This window comes from Komagataeibacter rhaeticus (genome assembly GCF_003207855.1).
In the GTDB taxonomy this organism is placed as follows: domain Bacteria; phylum Pseudomonadota; class Alphaproteobacteria; order Acetobacterales; family Acetobacteraceae; genus Komagataeibacter; species Komagataeibacter rhaeticus.
This window is the reverse complement of the sequence record NZ_NKTZ01000013.1, coordinates 22,537-39,929: the sequence shown is the minus strand read 5'-3', so window position 1 is coordinate 39,929 and position 17,393 is coordinate 22,537. Positions and strand designations below refer to the sequence as shown.

The 17,393-nt window shown below is 64.8% G+C and carries 13 protein-coding genes; 5 read left to right on the top strand and 8 right to left on the bottom strand.

Features of this window, described 5'->3' with window-relative positions:
* Positions 1-9: 9 nt before the first annotated feature.
* The 3 genes from CFR78_RS11825 (at position 10) to CFR78_RS11815 (ending at position 3,905) form a co-directional block, all read left to right on the top strand.
* Positions 10-1,554 carry an efflux transporter outer membrane subunit gene (locus CFR78_RS11825; protein ID WP_034932752.1) on the top strand — a complete coding sequence of 515 codons (1,545 nt, stop codon included), beginning with the start codon at positions 10-12 and terminating at the stop codon, positions 1,552-1,554.
* A gap of 198 nt (positions 1,555-1,752) precedes the next feature.
* The gene (locus CFR78_RS11820) at positions 1,753-2,529 is read left to right on the top strand and encodes a response regulator transcription factor (protein WP_225063402.1); all 777 of its coding nucleotides are present in this window, start codon (positions 1,753-1,755) and stop codon (positions 2,527-2,529) included.
* The gene (locus tag CFR78_RS11815; RefSeq protein ID WP_110581188.1) at positions 2,529-3,905 is read left to right on the top strand and encodes an ATP-binding protein; all 1,377 of its coding nucleotides are present in this window, start codon (positions 2,529-2,531) and stop codon (positions 3,903-3,905) included. The genes CFR78_RS11820 and CFR78_RS11815 overlap by 1 nt, the downstream gene beginning before the upstream one ends.
* Positions 3,906-3,933: 28 nt before the next feature.
* On the opposite strand, the gene CFR78_RS11810 is transcribed toward CFR78_RS11815, so the two are convergent.
* From CFR78_RS11810 to CFR78_RS11790, 5 genes are all read right to left on the bottom strand, one after another.
* Entirely contained in the window at positions 3,934-4,377 is a 444-nt protein-coding gene (locus tag CFR78_RS11810; RefSeq protein WP_258366085.1) for an RrF2 family transcriptional regulator, read from the bottom strand.
* Positions 4,378-4,443: 66 nt separating this feature from the next.
* Positions 4,444-5,115 carry a response regulator transcription factor gene (locus CFR78_RS11805; protein WP_034932696.1) on the bottom strand — a complete coding sequence of 224 codons (672 nt, stop codon included), beginning with the start codon at positions 5,113-5,115 and terminating at the stop codon, positions 4,444-4,446.
* Between the two features lies 1 nt (position 5,116).
* Complete coding sequence (locus CFR78_RS11800) at positions 5,117-8,191, bottom strand: efflux RND transporter permease subunit (RefSeq protein WP_034932698.1); 3,075 nt, start codon at positions 8,189-8,191, stop codon at positions 5,117-5,119.
* Complete coding sequence (locus CFR78_RS11795) at positions 8,191-9,345, bottom strand: efflux RND transporter periplasmic adaptor subunit (RefSeq protein WP_034932699.1); 1,155 nt, start codon at positions 9,343-9,345, stop codon at positions 8,191-8,193. The genes CFR78_RS11800 and CFR78_RS11795 overlap by 1 nt, the downstream gene beginning before the upstream one ends.
* Complete coding sequence (locus CFR78_RS11790; protein ID WP_371440482.1) at positions 9,342-10,586, bottom strand: TolC family protein; 1,245 nt, start codon at positions 10,584-10,586, stop codon at positions 9,342-9,344. Before CFR78_RS11790 ends, CFR78_RS11795 begins: the two co-directional genes overlap by 4 nt.
* A gap of 1,153 nt (positions 10,587-11,739) precedes the next feature.
* On the opposite strand from CFR78_RS11790, the gene CFR78_RS11780 reads away from it, so the two are divergent.
* The gene (locus tag CFR78_RS11780; protein ID WP_034932704.1) at positions 11,740-12,120 is read left to right on the top strand and encodes a hypothetical protein; all 381 of its coding nucleotides are present in this window, start codon (positions 11,740-11,742) and stop codon (positions 12,118-12,120) included.
* Positions 12,120-14,336 (top strand): pyrroloquinoline quinone-dependent dehydrogenase, encoded by a 2,217-nt coding sequence (locus tag CFR78_RS11775; RefSeq protein ID WP_371440479.1) that lies wholly within the window; start codon positions 12,120-12,122, stop codon positions 14,334-14,336. The genes CFR78_RS11780 and CFR78_RS11775 overlap by 1 nt, the downstream gene beginning before the upstream one ends.
* Before the next feature lie 254 nt (positions 14,337-14,590).
* Here the strand turns inward: CFR78_RS11775 and CFR78_RS11770 are convergent, their stop codons facing one another.
* The 3 genes from CFR78_RS11770 to CFR78_RS11760 form a co-directional block, all read right to left on the bottom strand.
* The gene (locus CFR78_RS11770; RefSeq protein ID WP_034932707.1) at positions 14,591-15,640 is read right to left on the bottom strand and encodes an NAD-dependent epimerase/dehydratase family protein; all 1,050 of its coding nucleotides are present in this window, start codon (positions 15,638-15,640) and stop codon (positions 14,591-14,593) included.
* Positions 15,641-15,709: 69 nt separating this feature from the next.
* On the bottom strand, positions 15,710-16,453 hold the full coding sequence (locus CFR78_RS11765; RefSeq protein ID WP_034932709.1) for an SDR family oxidoreductase: 744 nt from the start codon (positions 16,451-16,453) through the stop codon (positions 15,710-15,712).
* Between the two features lie 61 nt (positions 16,454-16,514).
* On the bottom strand, positions 16,515-17,348 hold the full coding sequence (locus tag CFR78_RS11760; protein WP_034932711.1) for an SDR family oxidoreductase: 834 nt from the start codon (positions 17,346-17,348) through the stop codon (positions 16,515-16,517).
* Positions 17,349-17,393 lie beyond the last annotated feature (45 nt).

Genomic DNA, 17,393 nt, shown 5'->3' with positions numbered 1-17,393 from the left:
GACAGTTCCATGTCGTATCCTTCTTCCCTTTCCGCCCGTCTGCGCGCGGCCCTGCGCGGCACGACGTCCCTGCTGGCGGCTTTCACGCTGTCGGGCTGCCTGATGGTTGGCCCGCGCTATAAACACCCCGCACCCGTCATCTCGGCCCGGTTCAAGGAACTGCAGCCCGCCCCCGGATGGACGGTCAGCCAGCCGGATATGGCGGCCATACCGAAGGGTAAATGGTGGCTGGTCTATAATGACCCGACCCTGAACGCGCTGGAGGACCAGGTGGCGCTGTCCAACCAGAACCTGAAGGAATACGAAGCCCAGTACCGCAAGGCGCGCGCCATGGTGAACGCGGCGAAGGCCAGCCTGTATCCAACGCTTTCCGGTGATCTCAGCTTTGCGCGCAACAGTCAGGGCAGCACTGCGACATCAACCAGCGGCACCACCTACAGCACCGGCTCCACGCGCAACACCTATGCCGCTGAACTGAGTGCCGACTGGGATCTGGACCTGTGGGGCAAGATCCGCCGCCAGATACAGGAACAGGTGACCGCCGCACAGGCCAGTGCCGCCGATATTGCCAATGCCCGCCTGTCCTACCAGTCGCAGCTGGCGCAGGACTATTTTGAAATGCGCTATGAGGAATCCCTGAAATCGCTGCTGGACCAGTCGGCGGCGCTGTATGCGCATAATCTTGAAATCATCCGTAACCAGCACGAAGGCGGCACGCTGAACGCAGGCGACGAACTGCAGGCCGAAACCGAACTGCAGCAGACCCGCGCCAGTGCGACCGCAACGGATGTGGCGCGGTCGGAATATGAACATGCGATTGCGGTGCTGGTGGGCCGCCCGCCCGCCGACCTGACCATTGCGCGCGCGGCCATGCCTTCGGCCATTCCGGCCGTGCCGGTCACGCTGCCGGCCACATTGCTGCAACGCCGTCCCGACATTGCCGCGGCCGAACGGGGCATGGAGGAATATAATGCGGAAATCGGGGCCGCCATCGCCGCCTTCTATCCCGATGTCACCCTGTCCGCCGCCTATGGCTACAGCGGCAATCCGGTCCAGTCGCTGATCCAGGTCGCCAACCGAATCTGGTCACTGGGGGCCGCGGGCAGCGAGACCCTGTTCGAAGGCGGCGCGCGGACGGCCGCCGTGCAGGAAGCCAATGCCGATTATGACAACGCGGTCGCCACCTATCGCCAGACCGTGCTGACGGCCCTGCAGGATACGGAAGACCAGCTTTCCAGCCTGCGCATCCTTGAACAGCAGGCCGGCCAGCAGGATGCCGCCGTGCGCGCGGCGGTGAAGGCCGTTGACGTGGCGATGAACGAATACCGTTTTGGCACCGCCATCTACACCACCGTGATCACCACCCAGCAGACCGCGCTGGGGGATCAGGAAAGTGCCCTGCAGATTCAGGAAAACCGCCTGCTGGCCAGTGTCAAGCTGATTGCCGACCTGGGCGGCGGGTGGGATGTCTCGCAACTGCCCAGCAAGAATTCGCTCCAGCGCGACAACCCGCTGGTTCCCTCGTTCCTTGAAAAACACCCGCGACAGGAATGAACGCCAGCCCTGCCGGCGGGCTGGCGCATGTGTCCCGTATTCACCATCACCGCCGCGACGGGCGCGCAGGCATGCGGCTTTTTGTCAATCCTGACATAAATGCGCCTGCCCGCCCCCCGGCCGCTACGCGGCGGGAGCGGGGGCGTATACTCCATGTTCATGGGATCGGGTCATGAACGGGTGCGGAGCACGGAACTGGTGACTGGGCATGCAGGAACGGATCACCCCGACGGGGGGCACAGTGGCGGAAGCCTGCCGCCGGGTGGCGCGCGCCCGCTGGTACTGGTGGTGGAAGATGACATGGACATCCGCGGCCTGCTGACCCGTTTCCTCATCCATGGGGGGCATGACGTCGCCTCTGCCATGACGGCGTCGGAAGTGCTGGCCATCCTGGCGGCCCGCACACCCGATATCGTGCTGCTTGACCTCATGCTGCCGCGTGAAAGTGGCCATGACATCTGCCGCCTGATCCGCGCCCGCTGCGCCACCCGGATCATCATGGTCACGGCCCTGGCCGATATCCGTGAACGGATCGCGGGGCTTGACCTGGGGGCGGATGACTATGTCAGCAAGCCCTTTGACCTGGGTGAACTGGCAGCCCGCATCCGCGCGGTGCTGCGCAGGCCCCTTGCCGCCCCCGTCCTGCCCGATGAGCCGCGCGGCTACAGCTTCGGCAGCTGGACCTTTTCCCCCCACAAGCGCGCGCTGTACAGCACCGAGGGCGTGCGCATGACCCTGACCGGGGCGGAGACCGACCTGCTGCTGCTGCTGTGGAACCATGCCGGCCAGCTGCTGAGCCGCCAGCGCATCATCGAACTGCTTTACAACGCGCCCGGCGCGGTAGAGGAACGCAGCATCGACCTGCTGGTCAGCCGCCTGCGCCGCAAGCTGGCCCATGGCGGCCGCCAGCTTGAAATGCTGCGCACCGTCCGGGGGGATGGCTACGTGTTCGACCCGAACAGGATGGATGAGTGATGCGCCGCCGCCTTTCCCTGCTGCCGCGCACGGTTTACGGGCAGATGGGCGCGATCGTGATCAGCAGCATGCTGGTCACCATCTTTGTCGTGGCCGTTCTGGTTTTCGCGCTGCGCCCGGCGGTCCCCCCCCTGCCCGAGGGGCCATGGCCGAACGCGCTGGCGATCGAAACCGCAATCGACGCCCTGCGCGCCAGCCCGCCCGAGGCGCGCGCGGCCGTTGCACGCGGCATGTCCTCGCCCGATGCCGGGTTCCAGACCACCGCCCCCTTCCCCTGCGTGCCGGTGCCGACCGGGCATTTTTCCATCCTGCTGCGGCGTATCCTGCAGGCGCAGGCGGGCAACCGCAACGCGCTGATCCGCGTCTCGACCTGCGCGGCCGATTCCAGCGGCATGACCTCCACCCATATCGACATGCCGCGTGAGGGGATTTTCATCACCCTGCATAACGGCATCAACCATCACCTGCCCCAGCTCATGCGCGCCACGCTACCGCTGATCGTGTCCTTCCTGTCGCTGCTGGTGATCATGGGCGCGCTGTCGCTATGGAGCCTGTGGCGCATCAACCGCCCGCTGAAGGTACTGGCCAACAAGGCGGAAAACTTTGGCTATGACATAACGCCCGAACCCCTGACCGAGCAGGGACCGGTGGAACTGCGCCGCGTGGCGCGCGCCTTCAACCGCATGCAGGCCCGCATTGCCGCCGCCGCCGAGGAGCGGACCCGCATGCTCATGGCCATCGGCCACGACCTGCGCACGCCCCTGACACGACTGTCCATGCGCATTGAAATGGGGGGCGATGACGCCGCTCCCGCCGCCCTGCGCAATGACCTGTGGCTGATGAACCGGATGCTGAACGGGGCACTGGTCTTCCTGAAGGGCCAGGGTGACACGGAACCGGCGGAACCGGTCGACCTGGGCGCGCTGGTGGAAAGCGTATGCGCGGAATTCGAGGCCACCGGCCGGCAGGTCACCTGTCAGGGGGATCTGGGCCTGACCTGCCTGTGCCAGCCCGTCGCCCTGGCGCGCGTGGTCAACAACCTGATCGACAACGCCTGCAAATACGGGACCAGGGTGCAGGTCGGCATACAGCGCGACGGGGACACGGCCGTGATTGACGTGGCGGATGACGGTCCCGGCATTCCCGCCGAAATGCACGATACCGTCCTGCTGCCCTTTGCCCGGCTGGACCCTGCCCGCAGTTCGGATGGCGGGCTGGGACTGGGGCTTTCGATCATCCATGACATCGTGCAGCGCCATCGCGGCAGCGTGACCTTCCACCACAACCGGCCACACGGCCTGCGGGTGCGCATCACCCTGCCCCTTGGCCCGCACGGCGTGGCCCGTGGCACCGGAAAGACCCACACCGCCCACTGACCGCCCCCGCGGCCCTGCGCGCCTGCCTTCACGCGGCGCCCGCGGCACAGACCGACCGCACCAGTTCCGGGCTGCCCACAAGGTCCTGTATGCTCATGTCCTCCAGAACCGCCATGAACGCATCCATGGCCCTTGCCGTCAGGTGGCAAAGCGGGCGGGCATCAGCCGCCAGAAACCGGCTGTTGCCAGATGGTGCATGCCCGGCCATGAATTCGCCCTGCGTTTCCATTACCCGGATAACATGACCCACCATGATGTGTCCGGGCGACATGGCCAGGTGAATTCCGCCGGTACGCCCCCGGGTTCCCGTCACAAGTCCACACAGGCACAGATGGTGCACGACTTTCATGAGATGGTTGTGGGAGATGCGGTGCAGCGTGGAAATGGCCCGGATGGTAACGCGCGTATCGGGATTGGCCGCCAGGTGGATCAGTACGCGGAATGCGTAGTCGGTACGCAGGGAAAGGCGCATCAGCACCCCCATGCGCCGGCAGGCGCGGCCTGAACCGGAAATCTGCTATTCAAGGGCACCAGCTTTTCATGAACCGTTTTTTTCATCCAGGCAGTAGCCCCGCCCACGTATGGTGCGGATGACGGTATTGCCCACCTTGCGCCGCAGGCGGCTTATGAACACCTCCACCGTGTTGCTGTCCACGTCCTGGTCCAGCGCGTACAGCGCGGTGTCGATCTGCTGGCGTGAATAGATCCGCCCCGGACTGCGCGAAAGCAGTTCCATGATGGCCCATTCCCGCGCGGTAAGGTCCAGCCCCTGCCCGGCGCGCGATACGGAACGGTTTTCGCGGTCTATCGTAATATCGCCAATATGGTACTGCGCCTGCCTGCGCGGGGCGGCATAGCGCCGCGCCACGGCGGCAATGCGGGCAACCAGTTCGTTCAGGTCATAGGGCTTGACGATATAGTCATCCGCCCCGTCCGACAGCCCGGCAATCCGGTCACTTACCTGGTCCTCCGCCGTGGTGACGAGAATGGCGATATCAGACGATGTACGGCGGATTTCACGCAGCAGGTCACGCCCGTTTCCATCGGGCAGCCCCAGGTCAAGCAGCATGAAGTCATACGCCACCGTGGCCAGGGCCGCGCGCGCATCCTCTATGGTGGTGAACCAGTCCACCGCATGCCCGTCCAGCCGCACGCATTCCTGCACGGCCGCCCCCAGGTCATGTTCATCTTCCACAATAAGGATACGCATTTCAGTCCAGATCCCTCTCTCGCATGACGCGGGCATAAAGCGATGGCAGCACCAGCAGGGTCAGGAGCGTGGACGTGACCAGGCCGCCAATCACCACACTGGCCAGCGGGCGTTCGACCTCGGCCCCCGCGCTTTCGGAAAACGCCATGGGGAAAAAGCCAAGGCTGGCCACAAGCGCCGTGGCCATGACCGGGCGGAAACGCGATTCCGCCGCCGCAAAGGCCGCCTGCGCCACCGCCATGCCGCGCGCCCGCAGGGCCGCGATTTCACTGACCAGCACCACCCCGTTCAGGATCGCCACGCCAAACAGCGCGATGAAGCCGATGCCCGCCGAAATGCTGAACGGCATGCCACGCAGCGTCAGCGCCACCACGCCCCCGGTTGCCGCCACCGGCAGGTTGACAAACACCAGCAGCGCGGGCCGCACCGCCCCGAACGCCACCACCAGCAGCGCGAAGATCAGGCCAAGGGCAATGGGCAGCACGATTTCCAGCCGCTGCATGGCCGATTGCAGGTTCCGGAACTGTCCGTCCCACTGCATGGTATAGCCTGCGGGCAGTTTCACGTCCCGCGCCACGCGGGCCTGCGCCTCGGCCACATAGGAGGCCAGGTCGCGCCCGCGCACATTGGCCTGCACCACCATGCGCCGGCGCACCCGGTCGCGGCTTATGCGGGGCGGGCCGTCGACTTCATGCACATGCGCCACCTGCGAGAGCATGACGTTCCCCGCCCCGTCCATCCGCCGGACCTGCAGCATGCCGATTGCGGTAGCCGAGGCGGCACTGCGGGCATCAAGGCGCACCTGCGTGCTGATGATGGCGTTGTCCACGATGACCGGCCGTGCGCCGATATGCCCGCCTATGGCCTCCACCGTGTCCAGGATGTCCTGCACCGCCACGTTGCGGCTGGCGGCCTGCGTGCGGTCGATATCGACCACGACCAGCGGCACCGTGCCATCACCCGCCGCCGCCACGTCCGCCGCGCCCTTCACGCCCGACATGGCCGCCACTACCCGGTCCCCCAGATTGGCCAGCGTGGCCAGGTCATCGCCAAAGATCGAGACGGCAATCTGCGTGCGCACGCCCGACAGCAGGTCATCCATGCGCATCTGCACCGGCTGGCTCCATGAATACAGCGCATCGGGCAGTTCGCGCTTCAGGGTCTCATCCATTGCCGCCACAAGGCCGGCCTGCGTGCGGGCGGTCTTCCATGTGGAGGGCGGGTTGAGGAAGATGAAGCTGTCGGTCTCGTTCACGCCCATCGGGTCGGTGGGAATGGCGGACGTGCCGGTATTGCTGACCACGGAACGGACTTCGGGGAAGCGGCGCAGGATCTGCTCCTGCTTCATGACCGAGGCCAGAACCGTATCGAGCGAGGCCGAGGGCAGCCGCGTGGTGGTGACCGCAAGCGCGCCTTCATCCAGCTGGGGAATGAACTCGCCCCCCAGCCGTGCCGCAAGGAGCGCCGATACGGCCAGCACCGCCAGCGTGCCGCCGAACAGGATGCGCGGATGCCCCTCCCCCCACGTCACCATGACCGTATAGGGGCGGCGCAGAAAGGCGATCAGCCTGGTATCACCCGCGGGACGGATACGCCCGAGCGCAAGGCTGGCCAGCACGGGCACGCAGATGAAGCAGTAGGCAAGCGACGCCAGCAGCGCCATGATGACCGTCTGCGCCATGGGGCGGAACATGTGTCCCTCGATCCCCTGCAGGGTCAGGATGGGCAGGTAGACCATGATGATGACCAGTATGGCGAACCCCACCGGGCGCATGACCTGCTGCACGGACGAGACCACGAGCGGGATGAATTCCGCCTCCGGCTCCTCCTCCCGCCGCGACAGGACATGCTCGATCACCACCAGCGAGCCATCGACGATCATGCCGAAATCGATCGCGCCCAGGCTGAGCAGGTTGGCCGAGATGCCGAACTGCCGCATGCCCGCCATGGCGCAGACCAGCGCCACCGGAATGACCGAGGCAATGACAAGCGCCGCCTGCCAGCTGCCGATCACCACCACCAGCACCCCCACCACCAGCACGGCCCCCATGGCCAGGTTGTCGCGCACGGTGGCGATGGTCTGCCCGGTCAGGGTGGCGCGGGTGTAGTAGGGTTCGATCGTGACCCCGGGGGGCAGCGCCTGCCTGATGCCCGGCAGGGCGTGGTCTATCGCGGCAAGGGTGGCGTTGGAACTGGCCCCGCTTTCCATCATGACCACGCCGATCACGATCTCGCCCTGCCCGTCACGGGTCACGGCGCCCAGCCGGGTGCGTGCCCCCGTGGTGATGCGGCCCAGGTCACGCAGCCGCACGGCGGACCCATCGGGGTTGGTACGCACCGCGATGTTGCCAAAATCCGCAAGGCTGCCCACCAGCCCGCGCCCCACCACGCTCTGCTGTTCGGCATGATGGGTGATCCATCCGCCACCCGATGCCGCGTTGTTCGCATCCACCGCGCGGTAGACCTCCCCCACCGACAGGTTGCCGCCGATCAGCCGGGCGGGGTCCAGCGTCACCTCGTATGTCTCTTCCGCCCCGCCATTGACGTTGACGTCAACCACACCGGGCACAAGGCGCATCTGTGGCACCACGGTCCAGTTCATGATGCGGTTGAGGTCCATGAGCGAGCGCCCGGCGCCACGGATCTGGAACTGCATGATCTCGCCCATGCCGGTGGCCAGCGGCCCCATGCTGACGGTAATGCCGGGCACGGATATGCTTGAGCGCGCCTGCTGTATGCGTTCGTTCACGCGGGTGCGGTCAAGGTTGATGTCGGTGTCATCGGCAAACTGCACATACACCACCGATACCCCCCCGCGGGAGACGGAGCGCAGGTCGGTCATGCCGGGAATGCCGGTCATGCTGGCCTCAAGCGGGAAGGTGATGAGCTTTTCCACCTCCTCCGTAGCCAGTCCGGGCGCCACGACCGAGACGAGCACCTGTCTGGGCGAAATATCGGGCACGGCCTCCACCGGCAGGCCCAGAACGGCCATCAGCCCGGCCGCCAGCAGCAGGCCAAGCCCGCCCAGCACCAGCATGCGCGCACGCAGCAGGGATTCAAGATACCGGCGCGCCATCAGTCCGCATCCATTCCGGCAAGGCCGATGACCGAGCGCAGGGCGAAGCTGCCGTGGCCCACCACCGCTTCCCCCCCCCTCAGGCCGCCGCGTAGCACCGCGTGTGTGCCGTCATCCAGCGCCACATCAACCACCACGGGCCGGTAATCGGTCCCGCTTGCGCGCACGAACACGATGCTGCGCCCGTCAATGCGCTGGATGGCTTCGGACGGCACGACAATGCCCGCAACACTGTCACGCTGCGCCAGCGTGGCATCCAGCACCATGCCGGGCACCAGCGCGCCGGTGGGGTTGGCCACGCGGCTTATGACCCGGACCAGTCCGGTCAGCGGGCTGGCCATGCCATCCACCGTGTCGATGCGCGATACCAGCGGGCCACCGGCGGTCTGTGTCACCTGCTGGCCACCGGGTGCGATCCGGGCGGCCTGATCGGGGGCGATATCCGATACGATCCATATGCTGGACAGGTCGGCCACGGTCGCCACGTCCATGGTCGGGTCCACGTCGCCCGCCACCGACGTACTGATCGCCTGCACCACGCCATCGACCGGGGAAATCAGGGTCGAGGTCTCGTCCTCCGCGCCCTGGCTGTCCTGTTCGGAGGATGAATTGAACTCCTCCGCAAAGCGGTGGCCCAGCGTGTCCACATCCGCCTGGCGGGCGCGCATGGTGGCATCGGCCTGTGCCAGCGCGTCCTGCCTGCGGCGCAGTTCGGCAAAGGATATGCTCTCCCCCGCCAGCGCCCGGGCACGCTGCACGGCGGCCGCCGCATCACTGCGTGCCGCGATGGCGGCGGTCAGGGCCGCACGCATCTGGACGGCCTGCAGGCGGGCGACATGCAGTGAATGGTCCTGATAGCGCAGCAGCGCCTGCCCCCGCGCGACATGCGTGCCCGGCTGCACCAGTACCGCCAGCACCTTGCCACTGCCGGCGGGGTGGATATGCACCACCCGCGTCGTATCGGGCATGACCCGGCTTATGACCGGCAGCACGGGGGCCAGCGTGCCCGGCGTGGACAGGGTGACGGCAATGCCTTCGTTGCCTGCCGCCGCCGCGTCCAGCTTCACTACCGGCGGGAGGGCACCCTCTTCCTCCGCCCGGGCGGGCAGGCAGGACAGTGCGAGAAGGAACAGGGCGATGGTCGGGCGTCTCATGGCACGATACCCGTGGCGATGAGCATGCGGATACTGGCCACATGCCATTCCACTTCCGCGCGCACGCGCGTCAGGCGGGCGGCACAGGCCGCCTGACGGGCCGCAAGCGCCGTATCAAGCCCCGTTTCCCCCAGCCGCCAGGCATGTTCCTGCGCGATGGCGCGTTTTTCCATGCTTTCGGCGGCGGCAATGCCCGCCTGCCGCGCGGTCGTGGCCGCAATCAGGCGTTCACGCACGCGCGTCAGTTCCAGATGGACCATGCGCCTGGCCTGCGTTTCCTGGCTGGTGGCGGCGGCCAGCCGGTTGCGGGCTTCGGACATGATGGGGGTGTTACGGACCTCGCTGGGCAGGGGAATGCTGAAATTCAGCCCCACCCGGTCATCCCACGGGCTGCCGTACTGTTTTTCATGGATGGCATCCACGCCAATTTCAGGGTTGGGCATGAAGGACCGGCGGGCCAGCTTCATGTTGGCCTCGGCGGCCTCCACGCTGCGGTGCGCGGCCTTGATGCGGGGGTCGTTATCTTCCATGTCACGCGGGCTGACAAAGCGCGCGCGCGTTACGTCGCCCCCGCCATAGCGGGTCAGGTCGGGCATGACCGGGTGGCCCAGCAGGACCTCCAGCGCGGCACGGGTGTCCTGTGCCTCCTCCTGCGCCAGGGCCAGTTCGTTGCGGGCGTTTTCCACTGCCGCCTGCGCCATCTGCCCGTCGGTCGCGGCCAGTTCGCCCCCGTGTACCGCATGGGCGGTGCTGGCCCCCATGCGCGCCACGGCTTCGTAAAGGGCGCGCGCAACCGTCACCCGGGTGCTGGCGATCAGGGCGGCGGCGGTTGCGTCAAGCACCCGGATGGACAGGGCCATGTGTTCGACATTGATCTGTTCATCCAGGGAATCCGCTTCGGCGGTGGCCACCTGCCGGGTGGCACTGCCCTGCCCCGGCAGCCATAGCGGCACGGACACGCCGCCCTGATAGGTGGTGTAGCCTTCATTACTGCCCAGCATGTGGTCATCCATATATTCACCCGACAGGGTCGGGCCGCCGGCGAACCACGACCCCGCGGCACTGGCGCGGGCCCTGGCGGAATGGTGGCCGACCTGCAGTTCGGTGCGGACGGGGTCGATGGCCCAGGCCATGTTGACCGCCTCGTGAAACGACGGGGCGGGCTGCACCCCTTGCGCCCGCAGGGGGAATGCCCACAACATGGCGCAGGCCAGGGCTACAGGCAGGACGATGGGCGGCATGGAATGTCTCACGCGTCGTCCATCATGCAATGAGCGCGTGGCCATGGCTGATCCGTATGGGGGGACTGCCCCCGTACGGCCGGATGCCCCGCCAGGGGGTCAGGCAGGGACGTCCCGCCCGGGCGGGACGGGTGGCCGGAAAGACAGGGCGGGTTGCGGACAGACGGGGCAGCGATAGCCTTCGCATAGTGTTATGTGTCTATTCCTCAGCATATATAAACCCATATCATCACAATGATGATGCCATGCTGATAGCAGGAAAAGCTGACGCGAACCTGAACGAATTCGCTGCGGTCAATAATTCGTAAAACAATATTATAATAATGATTATCATTACAAACAGGTGCGTCATGTCCATCACCCCGTCCGGACAGTACCTTATCCGCCCACGGCCTCTGGTCAGGACCCGCGTTCCCCGGAATACGCCCATCGGGATGACAGCCTGCCGGCAGGGTTCGGGACCGGAAACGGTTCCGGTGCGCCCTCTGGTGCCCGACTTACTGCACGCGGCATGGTCTGCGCTGGCCATTTTCCATGCCCTTGGGCGCTATCAGCGCCCGATACCATGGTGCCGGTCGTGGGGAATGTGGCTTCAGGCTGCGCGTTGCGATTGTCGCGGCGCCTGCCCGATATATTTCATTTGGAAATGACCATATTAAAGTCTGAAAGTTTCAATTTTAAATAAATTGCAATACAATCAATATAAATCTGCTTGAATATAAAATTTAATAGTGTTGAAATTTTTTATTTTTTTATAAATTACTATAAAAAACATGATGGAGCCATCTGGCAATCCACAACGCGGCAGGTCCGATGGCCATCCGTAACCGGATATGTGGTGTCGCCCGGGCGCCCGGCCGGATGATGATCATGCGGCCGATGGAATTCCGGCTAAATTCAACATTGTTGAACGCCTGTCCCCTATTTTTACGCGACAGAAAAATGCGGAGCGTATATCCCCTCGCCTTGAATGAAAGCGAACCGGCGGGTCGGGTCTTGTAAAAAACCGGCGCGCGGGCACGCTTCATTTTATGTAAAGCACATCAAAATATAAAATAAACATATCACTTCAATATTTCCAACAAAAACACATGCAGTGAATATGGACGCGTAACGGAAATATTCATTCATATGATGTAAAAGGCATCAATCCATGTTGCGTGAATATGGGGGCAAGCCCCTTGTGGAATGGCTCGTGCTGCTATTGGGCGTCGTCATTTTTCTTGTTGGTCTGGTGTTTGTTGCCGGCGGGGCCGAACTGGCGCTGCTGGGTGGTTCCCTTTACTATCTGCTTTGTGGCCTTGTTCTGCTTGCCAGCGGAACCGCCATGTTGATGGGGCGCACGCTGGGGGCGCTCCTTTACCTTGCGGCCCTTGCCTATACATGGGCCTGGTCCGTGTGGGAGGTGGGGTTCAGCCCCGTTGACCTCCTGCCCCGCGCGTTTGGCCCGACCCTGCTGGGCCTGCCCGTTCTCTTCTCCATTCCTGTCCTGCGGCGGATGGCCACGCGCCGCGCCATCGGGGGCATATGCTGATGCGCCGGTACCGTTTCCTTGCCATGGGCATGGCGGCCGCATGGCTGTGCCTGCCGGTGTCATCACACGCGCAGTTCGCCGCCGCCGGGTCTGGCGGGCCGCCGGGCGCATCCATTCCGGGGCCGGGCCGGGCCGATGAACCGGCGGAACAGGCCCCGGCCGATCCCGGCTATTTTGCCGGTCCCTCCCCCTACGCCCCGCAGGCGCCGGGCGTGAATGCGGCGAACCTGCCCGATATCGGGAGTGTTGCCGCCGACAGCCTGCCCGCCATGCTGCCACAGGCGGGTGCGGCCCCGGCACCGGGTGACTGGGCCACCTATGGGCGGGATGACGCGCAGACCCGTTATTCCCCGCTGGCCCAGATCACGCCGGAGAATGTATCCCACCTTCAGGTTGCCTTTACCTACCACACCGGCAGCTATCCCCGGCCGGGGCAGACGAACAAATGGGCGGCGGAAACCACGCCGATCAAGGTGGGCGACGGGCTGTACATGTGTTCGGCGCAGAACGACATCATGAAGCTGGACCCGGCCACGGGAAAGGAAATCTGGCGGCGCAACCTTGGCGAAAAATACGAAGCCATTCCCTATACCGCCGCGTGCAAGGGGGTGACGTATTTCACATCGTCGCAGGTGCCGCAGGGACAGCCCTGCCACAACCGCATCCTTGAAGGCACGCTGGACATGCGGCTGGTGGCGGTGGATGCCGCAACGGGAGAATTCTGCCCCGGCTTTGGCCATGGCGGGCAGGTCAACCTGATGCAGGGCATGGGCGAGTCCGTTCCCGGCTTTGTCGCCATGACGGTGCCGCCCACCGTGGTGAATGGCGTGGTCGTGGTCAATCATCAGGTGCTTGACGGGCAGCGGCGCTGGGCGCCATCAGGCGTAGTGCGCGGTTATGATGCCGAAAGCGGCCGCTTTGTCTGGGCGTGGGACGTAAAGCACCCCGATGACCACGACCAGCCCACAGGCAACCGGCATTACAGCCGCGGCACCCCCAATTCCTGGGCCGCCATGACCGGGGATGACGCGCTGGGTCTGGTTTACGTGCCCACGGGCAATGCGGCGGGGGATTATTTCAGCGGCTATCGCAGTGCTGCTGAAAATGCGGTCTCCACCTCCATCGTGGCGCTCGACGTCAGGACTGGCAGCCCGCGCTGGGTGTTCCAGACGGTGCACAAGGATGTCTGGGATTACGACATGGGATCGCAGGTCACCATGATGGACATGCCGGGTACCGACGGCCAGACGGTGCCCGCCATCATCGTGCCGACCAAGCGGGGGCAGACCTTCGTGCTGGACCGCCGCACCGGGCAGTCGATCCTGCCGGTGGAAGAACGTCCCGCCCCGGCAGGCGACGTGGCGGGCGACACCCGCGCGCCCACCCAGCCATGGTCGGTCGGCATGCCGTCGCTGCATATGCCGGACCTGCGGGAGCAGGACATGTGGGGCATGTCCCCCATCGACCAGCTTTACTGCCGCATCAAGTTCCGTCGCGCCCATTATGTGGGTGAGTTCACGCCCCCCAGCCTGGACAGGCCGTGGATCATGTATCCCGGCAATAACGGGGGCAGCGACTGGGGTTCCATGGCCTATGACCCGCAGACCGGCATCCTGATCGCGAACTGGAATGCATCGCCGATGTATGCCCAGCTGATTACCCGCAGCAAGGCCGATGTGCTGAAGCTCATGCCGATCGACGACCCACATTACCACCCCGGCGCAGGCGCTGCCGAGGGCAATGGCCCGATGGAGGGCACGCCCTACGCCATCACCATCGCCCCGTTCTGGGACCCGTTCACGCGCATGCTGTGCCACAAGCCCCCTTATGGCATGATTACCGCGATTGACATGAAGCACGGCCAGAAAGTGCTGTGGCAGCACCCGCTGGGCACGGCGCGCGCCAACGGGCCGTGGGGCCTGCCGACCGGCCTGCCGTGGGAGATCGGCACGCCCAACAATGGCGGCGCGGTGGTTACGGCGGGCGGGCTGGTGTTCATCGGGGCCGCGACGGACAACCTGATCCGCGCGATTGACGAGCGCACCGGCAGGGTCCTGTGGTCCCATGTGCTGCCCGGCGGCGGGCAGGCCAACCCGATGACGTATGAGGTCAACGGACGGCAGTATGTGGCGATCATGGCGGGCGGCCATCACTTCATGATGACGCCGGTCACGGACCAGCTGGTGGTCTTCGCCCTGCCACAGGCGGCACGATAGAGCCGTGCGTACTGTAAGAGACTGTTTGAAAACAAGTCATTGATAAAAAATAATAAAAGTTTTTGGATGCTGCCTTTTTTCAAAAAGGCGGCGTTCTTTGAAGCTTTTTGAAAAAAGCTTCACCAAAAACTTCTTTATGATTGCTGGATGTCTTCCGGCCTAACTTTTCAAACAGTCTCCGACAGGCCGGGTTCAGGCTCCCTGCGGGCCGGACCCGGTCACCCCGCTCTGCGCGGGCGGGATACAGCCGCATATCATCCGACGTCAGCGTTAATGATGCGCGGGATCACGCCGTTCTGCTGCTGGCGTTCGATCGCGCCGATCAGGACCGCGAGCGGATCGGCATCCTGCGCGTATCCGGCCAGCCGGATCTTGGTCATGTCGGAGATGACATCGGCCTGTGTCCCGAACACGAAATCGCCAAACCCCCAGCCTACGGCTTTGGCGTAATCGGGCTGGACCAGATCCCTTGCAATCGCGTCCCAGACCGGGGCGAGCGCGGGCATGTGCCCGGCCAGCGAGAACGGAATCGGCTCGCCTGTGGTCAGGCCGAAATGCCGCGCCACACCTTCCCATATCCGGCGCCAGCGGAAGGGCGCATGCACGTAATTGAAGGCCTGACCGGCAGCCGCACCGGATGTTGCCGCCCACAGGCTGGCGCGGGCCAGAGCGTGGGCATCCGTGACCTGTGCCAGGCACCTGTCATACGTTTTATAAGAACCGGGAAACCGGAACGCGGCCCCGTCAGCCGCACAGATGGCGGCATAGGCACCGATGACGGTTGCGATGTTCATCGCATTGCCCGCGGCATCGCCCACGACCACATCAGGCCGCAGGATGGTCCATTCGGGGCCACCGGCTTCATGGCGGGCCTGCAATTCACGCTGCTGCGTAAAATAGAAATTCGGGCCGATCGGGCGGGGGTTTTCATCTTCGTAAAACGGCGTCGAGACCGGGCCAAGATGCACGCCATACACCTTGGCACCCTGATACAGGACAACCCTCTGCAACGGTGCGCCAGCGTGCTGCAGTCCATCAAGCAGGTTGCGCAGCATGGCCGCATTGCGCGTATCCTCCCCGGCCAGCCCGCCACCGGGACCATAGGCGGCATAGAACAGATGCGTGCAGTCCGCCGCTGCTTCCAGCGCCCCGCGCGTCTGCGCGGCATCGGTCAGGTCCGCGCGGATATCGCCATGGCTGCGCGACAGGCCACGGGCTTCCCAGCCGGGTGCGCGGGCCAGTTCCTCCAGCAGGGCTTTGCCAATGATGCCGTTCGCGCCCGCGACAAGTGCCTTGTAAACCAATTCCGTTCTCCTTGCTGCAAGACCGCCCTGCGCGGTACTGTCCCATGCCGGCGCAGCCCGTCATTGCCTTTAGAATGTCTGTGCCGTCGGCCGGATAATAATCTCGTTAACATCGACATCCGGCGTCTGGGAGATCGCATACACGATGGCCCCGGCAACCGCGTCGGCGCTGATTTCCGCCGTGGCATACATGGCCTCCACCGCGTCTTTCGCCGGGCCTGCGCTGATATGGCTCGGCAGTTCGGTTGCGACCGCACCCGGGGAGATGACCGTGCTGCGGATGTGCGGCCCGGCTTCCTGGCGGAACCCTTCGGCAATCGCGCGCACGGCGAATTTGGTGCCGCAATAGACGGCAAAACCCGGCCCGACCTTGTGCCCGGCCACCGACGAGACCGTGATGACATGGCCCGAACCCTGCGCCTGCATGACCGGCAGGGCCGCGGCAATGCCGTACAGCACGCCCCTGATGTTGACGTCGATCATCTGGTCCCACTGATCGACCTTCAGGTCACCCAAGGGGGCGACCAGCATGACGCCCGCATTGTTGACGAGAACATCCAGACGGCCGAATTCCCTGACAGCCCCGTCAACAAACGCCTGAACCTGCCCCTGCTGCTGAACATCCAGCTCAAGCGCAATGGCCCTGCCGCCCTCGCGTTCGATATCCGCCACAATGCTGGAAAGCCGGTCCATCCGGCGCGCGCCAAGCACGACGAAAGCGCCGGAGCGCGCCAGCAGCCGGGCCGTGGCCTCGCCAATCCCGCTGCTGGCCCCGGTAATGGCCACGACCCTGCCCTGAAGGGAATTGCTCATGAAACCTGTCCTTTATGGTATTTGATTAAAGGGTTGAAATGTGCCGGTCCCGGCCCGCCCTTCACGGGCTGGCATCCGTCGAGAGGGCAATGTCTTTCTGCGCCTCGAGTTGCGCAAGCCGTGCTGCCAGTGCCGCGTGCATCAGCCGGTAGGCGTCACTGCCAAGGGCCAGACGCCGGGGCGCGGGTGTGACATCCACACAGGCGATCATCTCGTGGACCATCTTTTCCGGATCGCCGATGGGCGTGTAGGAATCCCGGGCCAGAACCGCGCGGCGTGCGCTGAACGGGACCGCCTGATAGGCCGCGATTGGCGTAGCCATGACCATGCTGCCCCGGCCGAACTGCGTTCTGGCTGCCCCCGGCTCGATCAGCGTCGCCTCGATCCCGAATGAGGCGACTTCCTGCACAAGGCTTTCGAAAAACCCCTCGATCGCCCATTTGCTGGCGTGATAAAGGCTGAGCCCCGGAAACGCGACCTGTCCGCCCATTGATGAAAGCTGGAGGATACGCCCGCCCCCCTGTGCGCGCAGATGCGGCAGGACCGCCCGGACCAGTTCGATCGATCCGATGACGTTCGTATCAAGCTGCTGCCGGATCTGGGCGCTCGAGACCTCCTCCGCCGCGCCAAACAGCCCATAGCCGGCATTGCTGACGATCACGTCAATCCGGCCAAGCCGCGCGAAGGCCCGGTCCACGACCTGACGGACCTGCTGCGTGTCGGTGACATCCAGCGCCGCCAGATGCAGGCGCCCCGGATACCGGGACTGAAGACCGTGGAGCCTGTCGGGCTGGCGCAAGGTGGCGACAACGGTATCTCCGCGCTCCAGAAGGCGTTCGGTCATGATACGGCCGAACCCCGAGGATGTTCCCGTAATAAGCCAGTTTCTGGACATCAAAATCCCTTCCCGATCCACGAAGCCCGGTGCGTTGCGGCTACC

Bases quoted from the DNA above. Each gene is read 5' to 3' on its own strand.
- CFR78_RS11825 (WP_034932752.1), top strand. From the start codon at position 10: ATGTCGTATCCTTCTTCCCTTTCCGCCCGTCTGCGCGCGGCCCTGCGC.
- CFR78_RS11805 (WP_034932696.1), bottom strand. From the start codon at position 5,115: ATGCGTATCCTTATTGTGGAAGATGAACATGACCTGGGGGCGGCCGTG.
- CFR78_RS11790 (WP_371440482.1), bottom strand. From the start codon at position 10,586: ATGCCGCCCATCGTCCTGCCTGTAGCCCTGGCCTGCGCCATGTTGTGG.
- CFR78_RS11800 (WP_034932698.1), bottom strand. From the start codon at position 8,191: ATGGCGCGCCGGTATCTTGAATCCCTGCTGCGTGCGCGCATGCTGGTG.
- CFR78_RS11815 (WP_110581188.1), top strand. From the start codon at position 2,529: ATGCGCCGCCGCCTTTCCCTGCTGCCGCGCACGGTTTACGGGCAGATG.
- CFR78_RS11775 (WP_371440479.1), top strand. From the start codon at position 12,120: ATGCGCCGGTACCGTTTCCTTGCCATGGGCATGGCGGCCGCATGGCTG.
- CFR78_RS11765 (WP_034932709.1), bottom strand. From the start codon at position 16,453: ATGAGCAATTCCCTTCAGGGCAGGGTCGTGGCCATTACCGGGGCCAGC.
- CFR78_RS11810 (WP_258366085.1), bottom strand. From the start codon at position 4,377: ATGCGCCTTTCCCTGCGTACCGACTACGCATTCCGCGTACTGATCCAC.
- CFR78_RS11795 (WP_034932699.1), bottom strand. From the start codon at position 9,345: ATGAGACGCCCGACCATCGCCCTGTTCCTTCTCGCACTGTCCTGCCTG.
- CFR78_RS11780 (WP_034932704.1), top strand. From the start codon at position 11,740: ATGTTGCGTGAATATGGGGGCAAGCCCCTTGTGGAATGGCTCGTGCTG.
- CFR78_RS11760 (WP_034932711.1), bottom strand. From the start codon at position 17,348: ATGTCCAGAAACTGGCTTATTACGGGAACATCCTCGGGGTTCGGCCGT.